The sequence below is a fragment of the Pseudomonas marginalis genome (assembly GCF_024169655.1).
Lineage (GTDB): Bacteria > Pseudomonadota > Gammaproteobacteria > Pseudomonadales > Pseudomonadaceae > Aquipseudomonas > Aquipseudomonas paraveronii.
In genome coordinates, this window is record NZ_JALJWV010000001.1 from 5,156,856 (window position 1) to 5,174,539 (window position 17,684).

The 17,684-nt window shown below is 61.2% G+C and carries 15 protein-coding genes; 13 read left to right on the forward strand and 2 right to left on the reverse strand.

What is annotated here, in order from left to right; genetic code table 11:
- Positions 1-2 precede the first annotated feature (2 nt).
- The 13 genes from fliE to J2Y83_RS23790 all read left to right on the forward strand — a co-directional run bounded on the left by fliE (position 3) and on the right by J2Y83_RS23790 (position 12,823).
- Complete coding sequence (gene fliE, locus J2Y83_RS23730; RefSeq protein ID WP_253398833.1) at positions 3-317, forward strand: flagellar hook-basal body complex protein FliE; 315 nt, start codon at positions 3-5, stop codon at positions 315-317.
- Positions 318-416: 99 nt separating this feature from the next.
- The gene (gene fliD, locus J2Y83_RS23735; protein WP_253398835.1) at positions 417-1,823 is read left to right on the forward strand and encodes a flagellar filament capping protein FliD; all 1,407 of its coding nucleotides are present in this window, start codon (positions 417-419) and stop codon (positions 1,821-1,823) included.
- Positions 1,824-1,846: 23 nt separating this feature from the next.
- A complete protein-coding gene (gene fliS / locus J2Y83_RS23740) occupies positions 1,847-2,248 on the forward strand; it encodes a flagellar export chaperone FliS (protein ID WP_253398837.1) in 402 nt (133 codons plus the stop codon).
- 2 nt (positions 2,249-2,250) lie between these two features.
- A complete protein-coding gene (fliT, locus tag J2Y83_RS23745) occupies positions 2,251-2,622 on the forward strand; it encodes a flagellar protein FliT (RefSeq protein WP_247402832.1) in 372 nt (123 codons plus the stop codon).
- A gap of 330 nt (positions 2,623-2,952) precedes the next feature.
- Positions 2,953-3,288, forward strand: coding sequence for a flagellar transcriptional regulator FlhD (gene flhD, locus J2Y83_RS23750; RefSeq protein WP_247402829.1), 336 nt, complete (start codon positions 2,953-2,955; stop codon positions 3,286-3,288).
- 3 nt (positions 3,289-3,291) lie between these two features.
- Positions 3,292-3,843 (forward strand): flagellar transcriptional regulator FlhC, encoded by a 552-nt coding sequence (flhC, locus tag J2Y83_RS23755; RefSeq protein ID WP_247402826.1) that lies wholly within the window; start codon positions 3,292-3,294, stop codon positions 3,841-3,843.
- 792 nt (positions 3,844-4,635) lie between these two features.
- Positions 4,636-5,508: a flagellar motor stator protein MotA gene (gene motA, locus J2Y83_RS23760; protein ID WP_253398840.1), complete on the forward strand. Its 873-nt coding sequence runs from the start codon at positions 4,636-4,638 to the stop codon at positions 5,506-5,508.
- A 2-nt stretch (positions 5,509-5,510) separates the two neighbouring features.
- Positions 5,511-6,365, forward strand: coding sequence for a flagellar motor protein MotB (motB, locus tag J2Y83_RS23765; RefSeq protein ID WP_253398841.1), 855 nt, complete (start codon positions 5,511-5,513; stop codon positions 6,363-6,365).
- Positions 6,366-6,467: 102 nt separating this feature from the next.
- Positions 6,468-7,637 carry a flagellar biosynthesis protein FlhB gene (gene flhB, locus J2Y83_RS23770; RefSeq protein ID WP_253398843.1) on the forward strand — a complete coding sequence of 390 codons (1,170 nt, stop codon included), beginning with the start codon at positions 6,468-6,470 and terminating at the stop codon, positions 7,635-7,637.
- Positions 7,634-9,730, forward strand: coding sequence for a flagellar biosynthesis protein FlhA (gene flhA, locus J2Y83_RS23775; protein WP_373423736.1), 2,097 nt, complete (start codon positions 7,634-7,636; stop codon positions 9,728-9,730). Before flhB ends, flhA begins: the two co-directional genes overlap by 4 nt.
- A complete protein-coding gene (locus J2Y83_RS23780) occupies positions 9,727-11,547 on the forward strand; it encodes a flagellar biosynthesis protein FlhF (RefSeq protein WP_253398845.1) in 1,821 nt (606 codons plus the stop codon). The genes flhA and J2Y83_RS23780 overlap by 4 nt, the downstream gene beginning before the upstream one ends.
- Positions 11,548-11,549: 2 nt before the next feature.
- On the forward strand, positions 11,550-11,972 hold the full coding sequence (locus tag J2Y83_RS23785; RefSeq protein ID WP_253398847.1) for a hypothetical protein: 423 nt from the start codon (positions 11,550-11,552) through the stop codon (positions 11,970-11,972).
- Between the two features lie 158 nt (positions 11,973-12,130).
- Entirely contained in the window at positions 12,131-12,823 is a 693-nt protein-coding gene (locus J2Y83_RS23790) for an RNA polymerase sigma factor FliA (protein ID WP_247396090.1), read from the forward strand.
- A 51-nt stretch (positions 12,824-12,874) separates the two neighbouring features.
- Here J2Y83_RS23790 and J2Y83_RS23795 read toward each other — a convergent pair whose 3' ends face one another.
- Positions 12,875-16,231, reverse strand: coding sequence for an O-linked N-acetylglucosamine transferase family protein (locus J2Y83_RS23795; RefSeq protein WP_253398849.1), 3,357 nt, complete (start codon positions 16,229-16,231; stop codon positions 12,875-12,877).
- A gap of 171 nt (positions 16,232-16,402) precedes the next feature.
- The gene (locus tag J2Y83_RS23800) at positions 16,403-17,455 is read right to left on the reverse strand and encodes a flagellin (RefSeq protein ID WP_253398851.1); all 1,053 of its coding nucleotides are present in this window, start codon (positions 17,453-17,455) and stop codon (positions 16,403-16,405) included.
- Between the last annotated feature and the right edge of the window lie 229 nt (positions 17,456-17,684).

Genomic DNA, 17,684 nt, shown 5'->3' on the forward strand with positions numbered 1-17,684 from the left:
GCATGAATTCGTCTGCGCTGACCAATGCCCTACAACAACTGTCGCTGCTGGCCGAACAGGCCGAAGGCACCGGCACGCAACGTTTCGCCCCCGCCACGGGGTTTGCCGGCGAGTTGCAGTCGTCATTGCAGCGCATCAACCAGTTGCAACAGACCGCCACCCGCCAGTCCAACGCCTTCCAGGCCGGCAGTGAGGCGGTGTCGCTGAGCGATGTGATGGCCGATTCGCAAAAGGCCAGCGTGGCCTTCCAGATGGGCGTACAGGTGCGCAACCGCCTGCTCAGTGCCTATAAAGACGTGATGGCCATGCAGGTGTAAAAAACTTCGGCGCTTGCCTAAAGACGGGTCAGCCGTTTGCCGATGTTGGGTTCAACCGCACCCCATCGTGTGTGAACACAAACCAGGACAGGCATTCACATGGCAACCACGACCTCTACCACCTCCACTGCAAGCATCACTTCCCTGGGGGTCGGCTCCGGGCTGGACCTGGACAGCATCCTGACCAGCCTGGAGGAATCCAAGGAAGCCAGCCTGCTGACGCCGATCACCAACCAGGAAACCTCGGTCAATGCGGAAATATCCGCCTACGGCACCCTGACCAGCGCCCTGACCAAACTGCAAACGGCGGCAGAAGCACTGGCCGACTCGAGCTTGTATGAATCGTTAACCACCAGCCTGTCCGGCACCGGTGTCACCGCCGCCACCACCAGCAAAGCCGAAGCCGGCACCTATAAACTGGAAGTCACCCAACTGGCCCAGGCCCAAAGCCTGAGCACCAATGGTGTCGCCAGCAAGACCACCGCCCTGGGCACCGGCACCCTGACCCTGCAAGTGGGCACGGCGGACGCGGTGTCGATTACCCTGGACAGCAGCAACAACACCCTTGAAGGCATTCGTACCGCCATCAACGCCTCGGGGGCCGGCGTGACCGCCTCGATCGTCAACGATGGCAGCGACACGCCGTACCGCCTGGTGCTGACCTCTAACAGCACCGGCACCGAATCGGCAATGACCGTGACCTACACCGGCACCGACAGCACCGACCAGGCGTCCAGCCTGCTCGGCTACGACGGCAGCAGCGGCAACATGACCCAGACCGTGAAAGCGCTGGACGCCGAGCTGACCCTCAACGGCATCTCGATCACCAGCCAAAGCAACACCGTGGAGGGTGCACTGCAGGGCGTCACGCTGAACCTGTCCGCCACCAGCAGCTCGCAGACCCTGACGATTTCCCAGGACACCGACGCGATCTACGACGCCATCTCCACATTCGTCACCGCCTACAACAGCTACGTTTCCAGCGTGGATACCCTCACTGCCTACAATGCCGATTCCGACACCGCAGGCGAGTTGCTGGGCGACTCGACCACCCGCCGCATCAGCACGGAATTGAGCAGCGACCTGTACACCGCCATTGGCAGCGGCACCTTCAGTTACCTGTCGCAATTGGGTATTTCCCTGGAAGTCGATGGCACTCTGCTGGTTGACGAAGACACCCTGACCAGCGCCATCACCGACAACATCGACGCCGTGTCGGAGTTCTTTATCGGTACCGACGGCACCTCCGGCTTCATTGGCCAAATGACGGACGACCTCGACAACTACCTGGACGAAGACAGCGGCCTGATCGTCGCCAGGACCGACAGCCTGGAATCCAAACTGGTGCAACTTGAAGAGCGCTATGTCGAAAAGCAGGCGCTGATCGACTCCGAGATGGCGCGCTGGACCGACGAGTTCACCCAGCTCGACACCTTGATCTCGTCGCTCAACTCCACGTCCGATTACCTGACGACCCAGTTCGATGCGCTTAACAGCGACGATTGACGACCACACCCGGAGCAAATCAGATGAGTTCCCTTCGAGACGCGAATGCCTACGCCAGGGTGGGCGTGGAAAGCGGCATTTTGGCGGCCTCCCCTCACCAAAGAATCGTGATGCTCTTCGACAGCTACCAGGCGTCGATTCGTATCGCGCGCCTGCATATGCAGGCCGGCCATATCGCCGCAAAAGGCAAGGCCATCACCAAGGCAATCAATATCGTCAGCCAGGGTTTACGCGCCTCGCTGGACCTTGAGCAAGGAGGTGACATCGCTGTGCAACTCGACCAACTCTACGACTACGTGGTTCGTGTGCTGCTTCACGCAAACCTGAACAATGATGACACTGCACTGACCACGGCCGCGACGTTACTGGAAAACGTCGCCGCCGCCTGGCTGGCCATTGGTTCGCACATCGAGGAAGAGCGGTAGACATGATGCAAGCACAACTGATCGCCGCTTACGAACAACTGCTCGAACAATCCCAACGCCTGCTCGAATACGCCAAAAAAGCCGATTGGGATGGCATCTTCGCATTGAAGTCCCAGGGGCTGATCGACGCTGCTTACTTACGCCGCGCGCAGGACCAAGTTGATCTTGATGCGAGTGGTCAGCAATACAAGCTTGAACTACTCAGCCAGATCCTGGCGCTCGAAGAACAAGTAAATTGGTTTTTGCATACGCGACAAAATGACTTGGGCGAGCTGATGCAGATCAACCGCAAGAAGAGCGATTTGAACACCGCTTACCGAGCCTCATCCAATCAAGTGATACCAATAAGCCATTATTTGTATCGAAAAAAATAACAACCACTTACACGCTGCATCTACGCGAGACACATAAGTATGAAACCATCGATTATGTATAGTAAAGTAATGAAAACAGACAAGAAATAACATTCCTCAGTCTGTTATCGTACACATTACTTGATACTTTAGAAAAAATTAAAAAATTCGGTATTCACGGCCTGTGAGCACATGGCCGGGAGCATGGATAACCGAGTAACGCTACAACCAGGCATTCGTTGTACAACTATAAAAGCCTGACTTTAGTACTTGTCGATTTGCAGCACTGTCTGCCAGAGGTCGCACCATTAGGTGTGCCGAACTGTAGTACCCAACGGGAGGGGTGGAAAGTTGCCAAATACCAACACTGAGCTTGAAGACATCCAGGACCTGAATCTTTCGTATTTATTACTGGCCCAAAACCTATTGCGCAAAGACCGTGAGATCGCGATTTTTCGCCTGAAACTCAGCGAACAAATGGCTGACCTGCTGACCAAACTCAGCAGCAAGCAAATGACCCAACTGGCACGAGTCAACCAGTTGATTTGTCGCCCGGTGTTCGAAGAGACCGACCGCTTGTCCAGAGTGCTGGGTAACGCGCGCGAACTGGGCATGGTGGAAATTCACTCCGCACTGCTAATGGCCGCCGCTGAGCGCACGGGCGATTTGCGCATCGGGGAAGGCTGATCCATGTCAGACAAAAGCCTGGTCACCGAAATGCAGCAAGTGCAACTGGCAATCGAACTGATTGAACTGGGCGCACGGCTGCAGGTGCTGGAAACGGAAACGTCGCTGAGCCGAGGTCGATTGATCCGTCTCTACAAGGAAGTGCGCGGCGCCTCACCCCCCAAAGGCATGTTGCCCTTCTCCACCGACTGGTTCGTGACATGGCTGCCGAACATTCACTCGTCGCTGTTCTACGGTATCTATCGCAGCCTGATGGAAATCGGTGGGCACCGCATCGATGCCTTCGTCAAAGCCTATCGCCTGTACCTGGAGCAGGTGGGCGACCAGGAAGGAGAGCTGGTGCTAGGACTTACCCGCGCCTGGACCCTGGTGCGTTTTTTTGAAAGCGACATGCTTGAGCTGATCCGCTGCTCGTGCTGCTCCGGCGAATTCGTTGCCCATTCACACGCACCGGCGCAGCAGTATGTATGTGGAATTTGCCAGCCGCCTTCGCGGGCGGGCAAGACCTTGAAGCGCAGGGATATCGACGCACAACTGCTGATACGCAAGGCTTAAGTCGAACCGGATCAAATGTGGGAGGGGGCTTGCCCCCGATGAGGGAGTGTCAGTCAGTGATTGTTTGGCTGATCCACCCCAATCGGGGGCAAGCCCCCTCCCACATTTGATCCGGTTGTTCGTTAGAGGTATTTGAACAGGGACCCTGCCCTTCATACATTACCGGGTCGACAACCTGCCCAGCCCTTGAGCTGTAAACCCAATCCAATGTGGGAGGGGCCTGCTCCTGATGAGGGAGTGTCAGTCAGTGATTGTTTGGCTGATCCACCCCAATCGGGGGCAAGCCCCCTCCCACATTTGATCCGGTTGTTCTTTAGAGATATTTGAACAGGGACCCTGCCCTTCATACATTACCGGGTCGACAACCCGCCCAGCCCTTGAGCTGTAAACCCAATCCAATGTGGGAGGGGGCTTGCTCCTGATGAGGGAGTGTCAGTCAGTCATTGCTTGGCTGATCCACCCCAATCGGGGGCAAGCCCCCTCCCACATTTGATCCGGTTGTTCTTTAGAGGTATTTGAACAGGGACCCTGCCCTTCATACATTACCGGGTCGACAACCTGCCCAGTCCTTGAGCTGTAAACCCAATCCAATGTGGGAGGGGGCTTGCCCCCGATGAGGGAGTGTCAGTCAGTCATTGCTTGGCTGATCCACCCCCATCGGGAGCAAGCCCCCTTCCACATTGGATCTGTGGCGTTTTCAATTTCACCGTCTGCAAAAACCTCCTCAATTCGTCCCTCGCCGTTGCCGATATTCAGCAAGTCATCCATTGCTTGAATCTAAGGAACGACCACGTGCTCATCGTATCCGGGCTTATCGTTGTACTGTTATCGGTGTTCGGTGGCTTTGTCCTGTCCGGTGGCGCCCTTGGCCCGCTGTATCAACCCACCGAGTTGCTGATGATTGCCGGGGCCGGCGTCGGTGCGTTCATTGCCGCCAATAACGGCAAGGCCATCAGGGCCACGCTCAGTGCCGTGTCACGTTTCAAGCGCAGCGCCAAATACGACAAAACCTTGTACCTGGAGTTGATGGCCATGCTCTATGCCTTGCTGAGCAAGGCCCGCCGCGAAGGCATGCTCGCTCTGGAACGAGATATCGAAGAACCCGAGCAAAGCCCTATTTTCTCCCAATACCCACGGCTGGTAGCTGACCCGCTGATCATCCTGTTCATCACCGATTACCTGCGCCTACTGATCAGCAGTGCCATGCAGGCCCATGAACTTGACGAGTTGATGCTGCACGAGATCGAAGGCTTCGAACACGAAGCCCACTTGCCTGCCGATGCCCTCTACAAAGTCAGCGACGCCCTGCCGGCCTTCGGCATCGTCGCGGCGGTGATGGGCGTGGTCAAAGCCTTGAGTGCGGTGAACGTCGGGCCGGATTTGATGGGCCAGATGATCGCCCATGCGCTGGTCGGTACGTTCCTGGGTATCTACCTGGCCTATGGGCTGGTCGCACCGCTGGCCAGCCGTATCGACCGGCAGGCCGCCGAGTCCGCCAAGATGCTGCAATGCATCCGCGTGACGCTGCTGGCCAGCGTGCAAGGCATGCCGCCGCAGTTGGCCGTGGAGTTCGGCCGCAAGGCGCTGCACACCAGCGAACGCCCTGGCGCCCTCGAACTGGAAACCTATGTGCGGGGTGGCAGCGGCCAGCCGGGAGTCGACTGAGCATGAGCGACCGACCGATCATCATCCGGCGCAAAAAAGCCGCCCGGCACGCCCACCATGGCGGCGCCTGGAAGATTGCCTTCGCCGACTTCATGACCGCCCTGATGGCGCTGTTCCTGGTGCTGTGGGTGCTGTCCAACGCCAGCAAAAACGACAAGGACGCAATTGCCGAGTACTTCAGCACGCCGCTGCTGGTGGCCATGAGCAAAGGCGATCGCAGCACGTCCAGCACCAGCGCGATCCCCGGCGGCGGGCCTGACCAGCGCTTCTCCGAAGGCGAGCGCGCGCGCCAGACCACACGCCCTTCGCGTCTTTCCGGAGATGAACGGCGCCACCTGGAATCCCTCAAGCAGCGCCTGGACAGTGCAGTGGATCACGACCCGCAATTGCGCGAACTCAAGCAGCAGATCGCAATAGAACTGAGCCCCGAAGGCCTGCGCGTGCAGTTGCTGGATACCGACAAACGCCCGATGTTCGAGCTGGGCAGTGCCAACGTCGCGCCGTACCTGAGCAAACTGCTCAAGACGTTCGCCCCGGTGCTCAACGAGTTGCCCAACCGCATTCAGATCAGCGGGCATACCGATAGCCACCCCTACCCTGGCGGCGATGCCGGCTACAACAATTGGGACCTGTCCGCCGACCGCGCCAAGGCCTCGCGCCAGGAACTGGTGAGCGGCGGCCTGGACTCAAACAAGCTGCTGCGCGTTTCCGGCATGGCCGACCGCATCCGCTTCCACGGCGCAGGCCCTTACGACGCCGCCAATCGCCGCATCGAAATCACCGTACTCGACAACCGTGTGGCCGAACGCATTCTGTCCCAGGATGAATACGGCCCGGCGGAACCATCCGCCCATTAGCGCGCGATTGTGCCGGGTGTTCGTGCGATCGGCGGCCGAGGCGCCTGCGCACAATAGCGGCTTTGACAGGTCGCGCGGGTTGCCGCAGGCGCCCGGAGAGCCATGGCCGAGACCAGCAGAGAAGACAAGACCGAAGCGGCAACGCCGCGACGGATCGAAAAGGCCCGCGAAGAAGGCCAGGTTGCACGTTCCCGTGAAATGAACACCTTTGTCATGCTGCTGGCCGGTATTGGCGGGCTGTGGCTGATGGGCGGCACCCTCTATGACAACCTTGGCCAGGTGATGGAACAGGCGTTGCTGTTCGAGCGCGCACAGCTGTTCGACACTGCGCGCATGCTCAGTACGCTGTGGACATTGAGCCAGATCGCGCTGCTGACATTGGCCCCGTTCTTCGCCCTGACGACCTTCGCCGCGCTCGCCGCACCGGCCCTGCTGGGTGGGCTGGTGATCACCCTGAAGGCCGTGCGCCCGCAGTTTTCCCGGGTCAACCCCATGAGCGGGCTGGCGCGTTTGTTCTCAGTGCAGGTGCTGGTGGAGTTGGCGAAGGCCATCGCCAAAGCCAGCCTGATCGGCACGGTGATCTACTTCTTTCTGCGCAGCCACATCGAGCAGTTGCTCAACTTGCCGCACATGCCCGCGCCAAAAGCCCTGGCCACCCTGCTGAGCCTGACCGCCAGCGCCTGCACGATGTGTGTCGCGGCACTGATTATCGTGGTGGGCATGGACGTGCCTTACCAATTATGGACTTACGCCAAGAACCTGCGCATGTCCAAGGAAGAGCAGCGCCAGGAACACAAGAACGCCGACGGCGACCCGCATATCAAGGCGAGGATTCGCCAGATGCAACAGGCCCGCGCGCGGCGCCGCATGATGAGCAAGGTGCCCAAGGCCGACGTGATCGTCACCAACCCCAGCCACTTCGCGGTGGCCTTGTCGTACCAGAAAGAAAAGAACGGCGCTCCGCGCGTGGTAGCCAAGGGCGCGGATGACGTGGCGCTGCGCATTCGCGAGATCGCCGCAGAACATCATCTGCCGATGCTGGAAGCACCGCCGCTGGCGCGGGCCCTGTATTTCCACGTCGACCTGGACCGCGAAATTCCCATCGAGCTGTACACCGTGGTCGCTGAAGTGGTGGCCTGGGCCATTCGCCTCAAGCGTGTCAGCGAACACGGCGGCGACCTGCCGCCGACCCCGGTGAACCTGACTGTACCGCCAGGCATGGACCAGCGTGGTCCGCGTACCCCGACACCTGAGGATGACCCGAACGCATGAAAGGCATGACCGATTTATTCGGCCCCGACTCCTGGCTGGCCACCACCGACCTCAAGATCATGACCGGCCCGGTGCTGATCGTGCTCATCCTGTCGATGATGATCCTGCCACTGCCCACGTTCATCCTCGACCTGCTGTTCACCTTCAATATCGCCCTGGCGATCATGGTGCTGATGGTCAGCATGCTCACGGAAAAGCCCCTGGATTTCTCGGCGTTTCCCTCGGTGCTGCTGTTCACCACCTTGCTGCGCCTGTCGCTGAACGTGGCGTCCACACGGGTGATTTTGATGGAGGGCCACACCGGTCCCGACGCGGCCGGCAAGGTGATCGAAGCCTTCGGCGAATTCCTGGTGGGCGGCAACTTCGCCGTGGGCCTGGCGCTGTTCCTGATCCTGGTGACCATCAACTTCATGGTGATCACCAAGGGTGCCGGGCGTATCGCCGAAGTCGGCGCGCGCTTCACCCTCGACTCGATGCCCGGTAAGCAGATGGCGATCGACGCCGACCTCAACGCCGGCTTGATCGGCGAACCGCAAGCCCGCCAGCGGCGCAAGGAAGTCGCCCAGGAAGCTGACTTCTTCGGCTCCATGGACGGCGCCAGCAAGTTCGTGCGCGGTGACGCCGTGGCCGGGCTGGTGATTATGGGCGTGTGCATCATCGGTGGCCTGGCCATCGGTATCCTGCAGCACGGCATGGCCTTCTCCGATGCCGCCCACACCTACACCATGCTGACCATCGGCGACGGGCTGGTGGCGCAGATTCCCGGCCTGGTGATTTCGATTGCCGCCGGTGTCACGGTGTCGCGCGTGAACACTGAACAGGATGTTGGCCAACAGATGATGGGCCAACTGTTCAGCCGCCCGAAAGTGCTGATGATGACCGCCGGCGTGATGGGCCTGCTCGGGCTGGTACCGGGCATGCCCAACTTGGTGTTCCTGATCCTTACCGGGCTGCTGGCCGGGTTGGGCTGGTGGTTCTCCAAACAGGAGGAACTGGCCCCGGAAGGCTCCCCGGTGCAGACCCTGCTGCCCAAATCGGCCTCGCAAAGCAGCGAAGCCTCCTGGGACGATGTGCAGTTGGTCGACACCCTGAGCCTGCGTGTCGGCCATCGCCTGATCCAACTGGTGGATGCGCGCCAGCAAGGCGAGCTGATCACCCGGATCAAAAGCCTGCGCAAAAAATTCGCCCAGGACGTGGGCTTTTTGCCGCCGGTGGTGCATGTGCGCGACAAGTTGGAACTGGCCGCCAACACTTACATCATCAGCCTCAAGGGCGTGGAAATCGGCCGCGGCGAAGTGTTCCCCGGCAAGTGGCTGGCGATCAACCCCGGCAAGGTCACCCATGAGCTGGAAGGCACGCCGGCGGTGGACCCGGCGTTCGGGCTGCCGGCGATCTGGATCGAATCAAACCTGCGCGAGCACGGGCAGATCTATGGCTACACCGTGGTCGACGCCAGCACCGTGACCGCCACCCACCTCAACCACCTGCTGCATCAGCACGCCAAGGACATGCTTGGCCGTGGCGAAGTGCAGAAGCTGCTGGACAAGCTCGGCCCCGACAGCAAAGGCCTGGTCGACGAAGTGGTGCCCAAGCTGGTGTCGCTGACGGTGTTGCAGCGCGTGCTGCAGAACCTGCTCGAAGAAAACGTCTCGATCCGCGACATGCGCACCATCCTCGATGCCCTGGCTGAACACGGTGGCGTGCAACAACCGCCGGATGTGCAGGAACTGACGGCGGTAGTGCGCGTGGCCCTGGGACGCTCCATCGTCAATCAGCTGTTTGGCAACAAAACCGAACTGAAAGTGATCGGCCTGGACTTCAACCTGGAGCAGGTCTTGATGCAGGCGGTGGGCAATGGCGGCGCGCTGGAGCCGAGCCTGGCGGACAACCTGATGCAGCAGACCACCTTGACCCTCAAGCGTCAGGAAAACAGTAGCGAGCCGCCGGTGCTGGTGGTGCCCAACAAGCTGCGTCCGGTGCTGTCGCGCTTCCTGCGGCGGCGCCTGCGTCAGCTCACGGTGATTGCCCTGAGCGAAATACCCGACGACCGCACCCTGCGCATGACTAACGTGATCGGAGGCAAACCCAAGTGAGCACTCAACGATTTATCGGCGCCAACAGCCGCGAAGCCATGAACCAGGTACGCCTGGCCCTGGGTGAAGACGCGTTGATCCTGTCGAGCCGCATGACCGATGCCGGCGTGGAAATCCTGGCGCTGGCCGAAGAGCTGCCCGCGCCGGCCACGTCGGATTTCGCCGCGTTGAGTGAACGCCTGCTGAGTGAAATTCAGGCTATGCGCCAGTTGATCGATAGCCGGGGGAAACCCTCGCCCTTGCTCAAATGGCTGCTCGATGCCGGCTTCAGCGCCAGCCTCAGCCAGGAGTTGCTGGGCCACAGCCCGCCGCCGCTGCCCGATGCCACACCGGCACGGCTCAAGACCTGGCTGATGCAACGGCTGGACAACCAACTGAACCAACTGGCCGATGAAGCCGAGTTATTCAACGAGCCCACCGTCATTGCCCTGGTCGGCCCCACCGGCGTGGGCAAGACCACCACCACCGCCAAGCTGGCGGCGCGTTATGTCATGCGCCATGGCCCCGACCAGGTGGCATTGGTCAGCACCGACAGCTTTCGGATCGGTGCCCACGAACAACTGCGCATTTATGCGCAACTGCTGGGGGTCGAGTTGCACACCCTGGAGCCTGATGCGCCGCTTGGCCCGCTGCTGGGCGGGCTGGCCGACAAGCGCCTGGTGCTCATCGACACCGTCGGCATGAGCCAGCGCGACGCACGCCTGGTGACGCAAATCCATCAACTGGGCGGCAGTGGTCGCGCGGTGCGCCTGATGCTGGTGCTCAACGCCGCCAGCCATGGCGATACCCTCGATGAAGTGCTGCACACCTACCGCGAAGCCGCACACGCCGCCGGTTGCCGCCTGGACGACTGCATCGTCAGCAAGTGCGATGAGGCTGCGCGGCTTGGACCGGTACTGGATACGTTGATTCGACACGACTTGCGGCTGAACTATTTGTCGACGGGCCAGCAAGTGCCGGAAGACCTGCAATTGCCCGGCACGTCGAACTTTTTGCAGCAAGCGCTGGATACGTCCCGGCCTTCGCGGTTTGCCTCAGCCCCCGGCACGTCGACGAGCCAACGCTTGAATGCGCTGGTGCGCGGGTTGATGGGGCAGCGCAAGGCGCTGTTGGCGTTGCGCGACAGCCTGATCGCGCACGTCGACGGCTTCGGCCCGTTGCTCGACGCCTGGCCGTTGATGGCGTTACCGGCGGCGCAGCAACCTGCGGCCTGGGACGCGTTTATCCGCGCGCAAGAACCCTGCGCGCCCGTTGCCGCGGTGTGGGTCACCGCGACCCAGAGCAGCCAGCGCGTGGTGTATCGAGGTGAACGCCAACGCCTGGGCAACCTGGCCGGGCACGCTGAAGCCTTCGGCATCCGCGAGTTGCGCTACCGCAACCGCACTGCGCGACTGACCTTAAGCCATCTGCCGGTGGTGCTCAAAAATGCCCCAGCGCGCGCCTGGTTCGGCACCTTGCAAGACAGCCACAGCGGTCAACACTTGGGCCAACGCTACTGGCTGAGCGTGGAATCGCAAGGGTTGAAGGAACAGGCCGCCAACCTCCTGCTGCAGTTGAAGCACGATGAACTGGCCAGCCTGACCGCACGCGGCAAGACGCAGTTACTCGCCATGTCTGCGCATCTGCACACCGAACTGCGCCTGTACCTGGCCGCCGGGCTCGCCGCCAGCGCCATGCGCCTGGCCAACGCCAGTGACGATTGGGCTTTCCAGGCCCGCACGCAACTGCTTGGCCTGCTGCCGAAAAAAACCAGGGGCCATACCGGTGAAATCCTCGAAGGCTTGCTGCACTTGTCCGCCGTCACGGGCAGCCTCTGAGCATGCACGACCAGGCCAGCGGCCTGCGCCACTGGGCCAGGCAACAACAGGCTCCGGTCGTGGATCGCACCCTGATGCTATTCGGCGCGGCACAAGCGACCGTCCAGGCGCACAAAACCCTGGAGCGTTGGCACGGCCAAGGTCATCGCTGGGTCGGCGACCCCGCGCGCTGGCGCGTTCAGGCTGTGGATAACTATCACCGCGATCTGCCCGAGCGCTGGAGCGTGTGGGTCGACAGCGACCTGGGTGCCTTCTGCCGCACGTTCAGCGCGTTGAGCCTGTTACGCGAACAGGGTGGCCCCGCGCAGGTATTGGCGCTGCACACCGGTTTTTCCCAGCAGGGCCTGCTGAACAATTTGCGCGAGGCTGCGCAGCGGTATCTGGGGATGCGGTTGTTGTTGATCGATGAGACTCGCACATCCTGAGAACACCGCAGCGGCGTTGTCCTGCCGACCACATTCCATTCCATTCACCGTGGGCTAAGCAGCGAATACGTCACCTGGCACACACCTGTTCCGCGCTTAAGCGGCCAGGACCAGCGGTAATAATCCCGTGGATTTTCTGTCTTTCGCAGGCGCGCACGATGTATACGGCACAGGGCAAGATTAACCAGCAGGAAGTCCTCCAGCAGTACCTCCCGATGGTCCGGCGCCAGGCACTGGGGTTGAAGACCCGGCTGCCTTCCAATATTGAACTGGACGACTTGATTCAAGCCGGCAGCATCGGTCTGCTCGATGCCATGACGCGGTATGACTTGAGCGTCGGCGCGACGTTCGCCACCTTCGCTTCACAACGTATTCGCGGGGCGATGATTGACGAACTGCGCACCCGCGACTGGGTGCCCCGCAGCGTGCGCCGCAACGCGCGGGCCGTGGAAGACGCCATGCACCGCGTGGAACAGAACCTGGGGCGTCCGGCCCGGGAACGGGAAGTGGCGTCGGCCATGGGCCTCACGCTGGAGCAATACCAGAAGGTGCTCGATGACACGAACGGCAGCCAGATGCTGCCCTTTGACGACGTGGATGAAGAGCACAGCGAAGACGCCAGTTCGCGGCTGCGCACGCCCTTTGCCGAACTGATCAACGACCGCAACCGTGCCAACCTCACTCGGGCCATTGACGCCCTGCCTGCGCGCGAACGCCTGCTGCTCGCGCTGTGTCACCACGAGAAACTCAACCTGCGCGAGATTGGCGTGGTGCTGGAAGTGAGCGAATCGCGTGTGTGCCAATTGCATGCCCAGGCCATTGCCCGGCTGCAGGCCAGAATGAAGGAATAGACCGCGCCTGCGGTGGTGGCGAGGGAGCACGCGCCCTCGCCACACATTTCCTCACCCCTCGGCGTATGCCACCTCGTTATAGCTTGCGATCAGCCAGGTCAACTGCTCACGCGGCAGGTGCATCATCGGCTGCAGATCGAACCGCGCCATACGCCCGACAAACTCGGTAGGCGCCAACAGCCGTTCGATCACATGGTAGTGCGGGCGGTCCAGGTAGTCGTCGAACAACACGATGATCGGCTTGGTCGCCCGCAAGTAAGCGGTGACAAAGCAGGCGATGCGGAAACGCCCATCGATCAGAATCACATCGGGTTGCTCGAAGAAGGGTTCATCCCAGACCTTCAGCGGGTAAGTGTGGAACTTCTTCCAGTGTCGGGCGTTCTTCGGCCGCGCCCATTTACCGGTCTCGCCTACATCCACCGCGTAAATCCGTGGCCGCGAGGGCAGCGTGGCATTGGCAATCCAGGTTTGCATGTCCTCGGCCCAGCGGGCGTCGTTCTCCACCGAGATCACGGTTTTGTCCGGCATGCTGGCGGCCAGTAGGGTGGAACCGCCGCTGCCGTATTCCAGGATCACTGAGGCCTGGGTATAGAGCGTCTTCACATAGGCGGCCACTTCTGCCGGGAAGGTCACTTGGGGCGCCTGCATCGGTGCCCGGGGCAGTTCGAGCGGTTGCGGCATGGCGCTCGGATTCTGGCAGTGCTTGAGGTACTGCGCGGCCAGGTCGCTATCGATGGTGTTGAGCAGTTGCGTCGCCATATCAAAGGCGGCGTAGACCGTGTGCAGCACAAAGGCCAGCTTCAGGCGCTGGTTATCGGACAGTGCTGCCATGCGTGTCGCATCCGGCAAAAACAGTGCATCGGCACACACCAGGTGGGAAGCACGCAATTGATCCAGGCTTTGCCCTTCGCTCGGATGGCTGATGTGCTGCAGGTTATTGAGCCGGTAAAAACTGAACCCGCGCCGGGCCAGGCACCGGCTGATCAAGCCCACATCGGCCTGCTGATCATGCGTCGGTGCGAAGTTGACCCGCGCTTGCACCAACAGCGTATCAGCGAGGGTGCGTTGGCCATGTTCGATCACGGCCAGGCTGTCGTTGAGGTTGTCGAGCAACAGCCAGTCCACCGACGGCAAGCCGTTGATCGCATCCAGCTTGAGTGTGGGCACCGTCAGCTTGGCCAGTACTGCGGACGCCGCCAGCGGCGCCAGGGTGGCGCTCATGGCCGGATCGAGGCAGGCGTAGAGCGTGGCGGGCTGACCATTGCCCAGCGCCGCATGGGGGTAGTAATGCAACTCACCCAATTGCGCCAGTTGTCGGGCGTTGTCGATACGGCTGGCGGGGTCAAAAGCCACCGTGGAAAACGCCGCCATTTTTTGCAGCGCGACAAACTGCGCCGATGCGATCAGCGTGCTGCCGTGGTCCAGGGTCACCACTTTGCCCTGGAACTTGAAGCCAAAGCCCTCGTCCCTGGCCGGCGCCACCGGGTGCTGAAGCACCACGCTTGCGGCCTCCCCCTCAAACCTGGCCAGCCCTTGCGGGCTCAACGTCAGGGCCGCAGCCGGCTTGCCCTCGCAGTAGCGCTGCCAGATGGCACGCATGGCGGTGCCGAAGTGGTTGGCGAAACGCTGGCTGTCACACACCGGCGAGCCCATCAGCACCTCGCGCAGATGGCTGCGGATACGCGCCAGGCTGTCCAGGTCACTGCCCAACTCGATGACGCGCTGCTGGTATTGCGCCCAACTATGCACCACCAACTCCGGCAGGCCGGCGTTGACCAAATGGGTGGCCGAGTGGCGCCCGGCGAAGGTCGGCCCGGGGAAGGTGACCACCGGTACGCCCATCAATAAGGCTTCGCAGGTGGTAAGGCCGCCGGAATAGGGCCAGGGATCAAGCGCGATATCGATGCGGCTGTAGGTTTCCAGCAGGGTCTTGTGCCCCACCGGACCTTCGATCAGCACCCGCTCCTGGGCGATGCCGTGGGCAGCCATAACGCCGTGCACATGGGCACGCAATTCGGCGTTGCCGAAGGCGCCCCCCTTGAGCAACAGCCGCGAACCGGGCGTAGCGCGCATCAACTCGGCCCAGCGTGCCAACAGCACATCGTTGACCTTGGTCGGGTTATTGAAGCAGCCATAGGTGATAAAACCGTTGGTCAACGCCGGCAGGGGCTTGATGTCCGGCGTGTAGGGCGGCGGGTCGTAGCAAATGTAGTCATCGGGCAAGCGGATGAGCTTTTCGGTGTAGAACGCATCCTCCCCCTCCGGTGACTCGATGCGGTCGGTCAACAGGTAGTCGATGGCGCTAACGCCTGTGGTGTTGATCAGGCCACCGACCCATTTCACCAGCAGGGGCGCCGGCTGCAGCGCCATGGTGCGCATGCGGTTGCCGGCGTTATGACCACAGAGGTCAATCAGGATGTCGATGCGGTCATCGCGGATGCGCTGGGCCAGCGTGAGATCGTCCATATGCTTGATCGCCAGCCATTGCTGCACCGACGCCTGGATGCGCCGGGTCAGGTGGTCGCACACCTGACTGGTGCTGTAGGCGAACAACTGGAACTGATGACGCGGCAGTTTTTCCAGCACGCCCACGATCATATTGCCCACCGGGTGCTGGCGCAGGCCGTCGGATACCAGGCCGATACGCAAGCAACGGTCGGGGGCGCGGTCGAGCACTTCGGGGCGCGGCGGCACGGCTTTGGGGCCGAAGCGCGATTGCCATTCCTTGCACACCTCGAAGATAAAGTCGCGGCTGCGCTCGGGGTCGTAGTGCAGCGAGGTCAGGCGGTTGGAGTACGGCAGCACGTCCTTGCGCTTGGCCAGCGTCACCGCCTTTTGGTAATAGGTGTCGGCCGTGGCCAGTTGACCGATGTCCTTGTACAGGTTGGCCGCATTGTTCCAGTGGCTGTAATCGCCAGGTTCGCGTTCGATCAGCTTGTCGAACACGACGATGGCTTCGCCGTGGCGTTCCAGGCGATTGAGGATCAAGCCTTTGCGCGAGAGCATATGACAGTCATGGGGCGTCAACGCCAGTGCCTGATCGATATGCGACAGGGCGTTGGCGAACTGGCCTTTTTCGAAATACAGCGTGGCCAGGCGGTGATGCCCGGCGGCGAAATCCGGGTTGATGCCCAGCGCCTTGAGGACAAGTTCAAGGGCGCGATCCGCCTGGCCGAGCTTTTGCGCGGCCTTGGCCACCAGCTCCAATGCCTGAGGTTCATTGGGCAGCAACTGCAAGGCGTGCTCGAAACTGCTCAGCGCTTGCTCGGGGTCACTGTGCAGTTGCTGATGGCCCAAGTCTTTCCACACCTTTGGGTCATGGGGGCGTTGCTCGCTGCGCCGTCGCGCCTGGGCAAGCGTAGGGGCAGCAGGATGGCTGGGAGAGCCGGGGCGCGGGGATCTGGGCATTCAGGAGCAGCCTTGTGCAAAGAGATTCTGAGCGAAATGCTATCGCGCCACCCTCCCCGCCAAAGCCCGGATAAACCCACCTCAATGCCGCAATTACCAAAGATTGTGCAGCGAACGCGCACAAAAAAGGGGCTCAGCGTGAGCTGGCCCCTTCGTACCGCGCGGTTGCGATTATTGCAGCAGCGACAGCATTTGCTCCGGCATGGAGTTGGCTTGGGCCAATACCGACGTACCGGCCTGTTGCAGGATCTGGGCGCTGGTCATGGCTGACACTTCGGTGGCGTAGTCCACGTCCTGGATACCCGAACGGGCGGAGGTCAGGTTAGTGGTCGTGGTGGAAATGTTAGTGATCGCCGAGTCGAAACGGTTTTGCACCGCACCCAGGTCCGAACGCATCGAGTCCACCGTGTTCAGGGCGTTGTCGAGGGTGGTCAGGGTGCTGGTGGACTTCTTGGTCACCGCATTCTCGGTGTCGATGCTGATGCTGGCCGAGGTGGTAGTGCCGCTGGTGGTCAGGGTCACTTCCGCCGCGTAGGTCTTGCCGCCCACGGTCAGGAAGTAGTCGCCGTCGGCGTCGGCGGACAGCGTGCCGCCGGTGACCGTGGTACCGGACTTGTCGACATAGCTGGTGTTGGTCGACGTGATCGCGGTGCCCGAGGAATCCGACAGGGTGCTGGCGGTCAGGGTGGTGTCATAGCCGTTCACGTTGAAGCTCTCCAGGCCCAGGGTCTTGGCATTGATTTCGCTGAGCTTGATGTCGATGGTTTCGCCATCGTTGGCGCCGACCTGGATGGTGATGGTCTGGTCTTTGGACAGCACGTCCACGCCGTTGAACGCGGTTTGCGAGGAGATACGGTCGATCTCGTCCAGACGCTGGGTGATCTCGTCCTGGATCGATTGCAGGTCGGACTGGGAGTTGGTGCCGTTGGACGCTTGCACCGACAGCTCACGGATGCGCTGCAGGTTGTCGTTCACCTGGTCCAGCGCGCCTTCGGTGGTCTGCGCCAGGGAGATGCCGTCGCTGGCGTTACTGCTCGCCTGCGACAGGCCGGTGATCTGCGAGGTCATGCGGTTGGCAATCGCCTGGCCTGCGGCGTCATCGGATGCGCTGTTGATTTTCAGGCCCGACGACAAGCGCTCGATCGAGGTGCTCAGGCTGTTCTCCGAGGAGTTCAGGTTTTGTTGAGCGATCATGGACGTGATGTTGGTATTGATAACTGACATGGTGCAGTTCCTTTTCGTGGGTGAGCCGCTTGGGACAGATTCAGGGCCCGGCGTCGATGCAATCACCGCCGTTGCCGTACAGACAAACCGAACATCGGCGATCCGATCAGCCGTCTTTAGGCAACCCCCAAAAAAATTTGCGCAGCCGTCCGATTTCGCCACGCAAAGTGCCTGTATTAGCCGATTTGAATCAGCACCCACCGCGTTATAAAGCCTGCCTTGGCCCACA

What these genes read in the sequence shown, in the direction of transcription:
- motB (WP_253398841.1), top strand. Translation starts at nt 5,511, where the DNA reads ATGAGCGACCGACCGATCATCATCCGGCGCAAAAAAGCCGCCCGGCAC.
- J2Y83_RS23785 (WP_253398847.1), top strand. Translation starts at nt 11,550, where the DNA reads ATGCACGACCAGGCCAGCGGCCTGCGCCACTGGGCCAGGCAACAACAG.
- fliE (WP_253398833.1), top strand. Translation starts at nt 3, where the DNA reads ATGAATTCGTCTGCGCTGACCAATGCCCTACAACAACTGTCGCTGCTG.
- J2Y83_RS23800 (WP_253398851.1), bottom strand. Translation starts at nt 17,455, where the DNA reads ATGTCAGTTATCAATACCAACATCACGTCCATGATCGCTCAACAAAAC.
- flhB (WP_253398843.1), top strand. Translation starts at nt 6,468, where the DNA reads ATGGCCGAGACCAGCAGAGAAGACAAGACCGAAGCGGCAACGCCGCGA.
- flhA (WP_373423736.1), top strand. Translation starts at nt 7,634, where the DNA reads ATGAAAGGCATGACCGATTTATTCGGCCCCGACTCCTGGCTGGCCACC.
- J2Y83_RS23790 (WP_247396090.1), top strand. Translation starts at nt 12,131, where the DNA reads ATGTATACGGCACAGGGCAAGATTAACCAGCAGGAAGTCCTCCAGCAG.
- fliD (WP_253398835.1), top strand. Translation starts at nt 417, where the DNA reads ATGGCAACCACGACCTCTACCACCTCCACTGCAAGCATCACTTCCCTG.
- fliS (WP_253398837.1), top strand. Translation starts at nt 1,847, where the DNA reads ATGAGTTCCCTTCGAGACGCGAATGCCTACGCCAGGGTGGGCGTGGAA.
- flhC (WP_247402826.1), top strand. Translation starts at nt 3,292, where the DNA reads ATGTCAGACAAAAGCCTGGTCACCGAAATGCAGCAAGTGCAACTGGCA.
- fliT (WP_247402832.1), top strand. Translation starts at nt 2,251, where the DNA reads ATGATGCAAGCACAACTGATCGCCGCTTACGAACAACTGCTCGAACAA.
- J2Y83_RS23795 (WP_253398849.1), bottom strand. Translation starts at nt 16,231, where the DNA reads ATGCCCAGATCCCCGCGCCCCGGCTCTCCCAGCCATCCTGCTGCCCCT.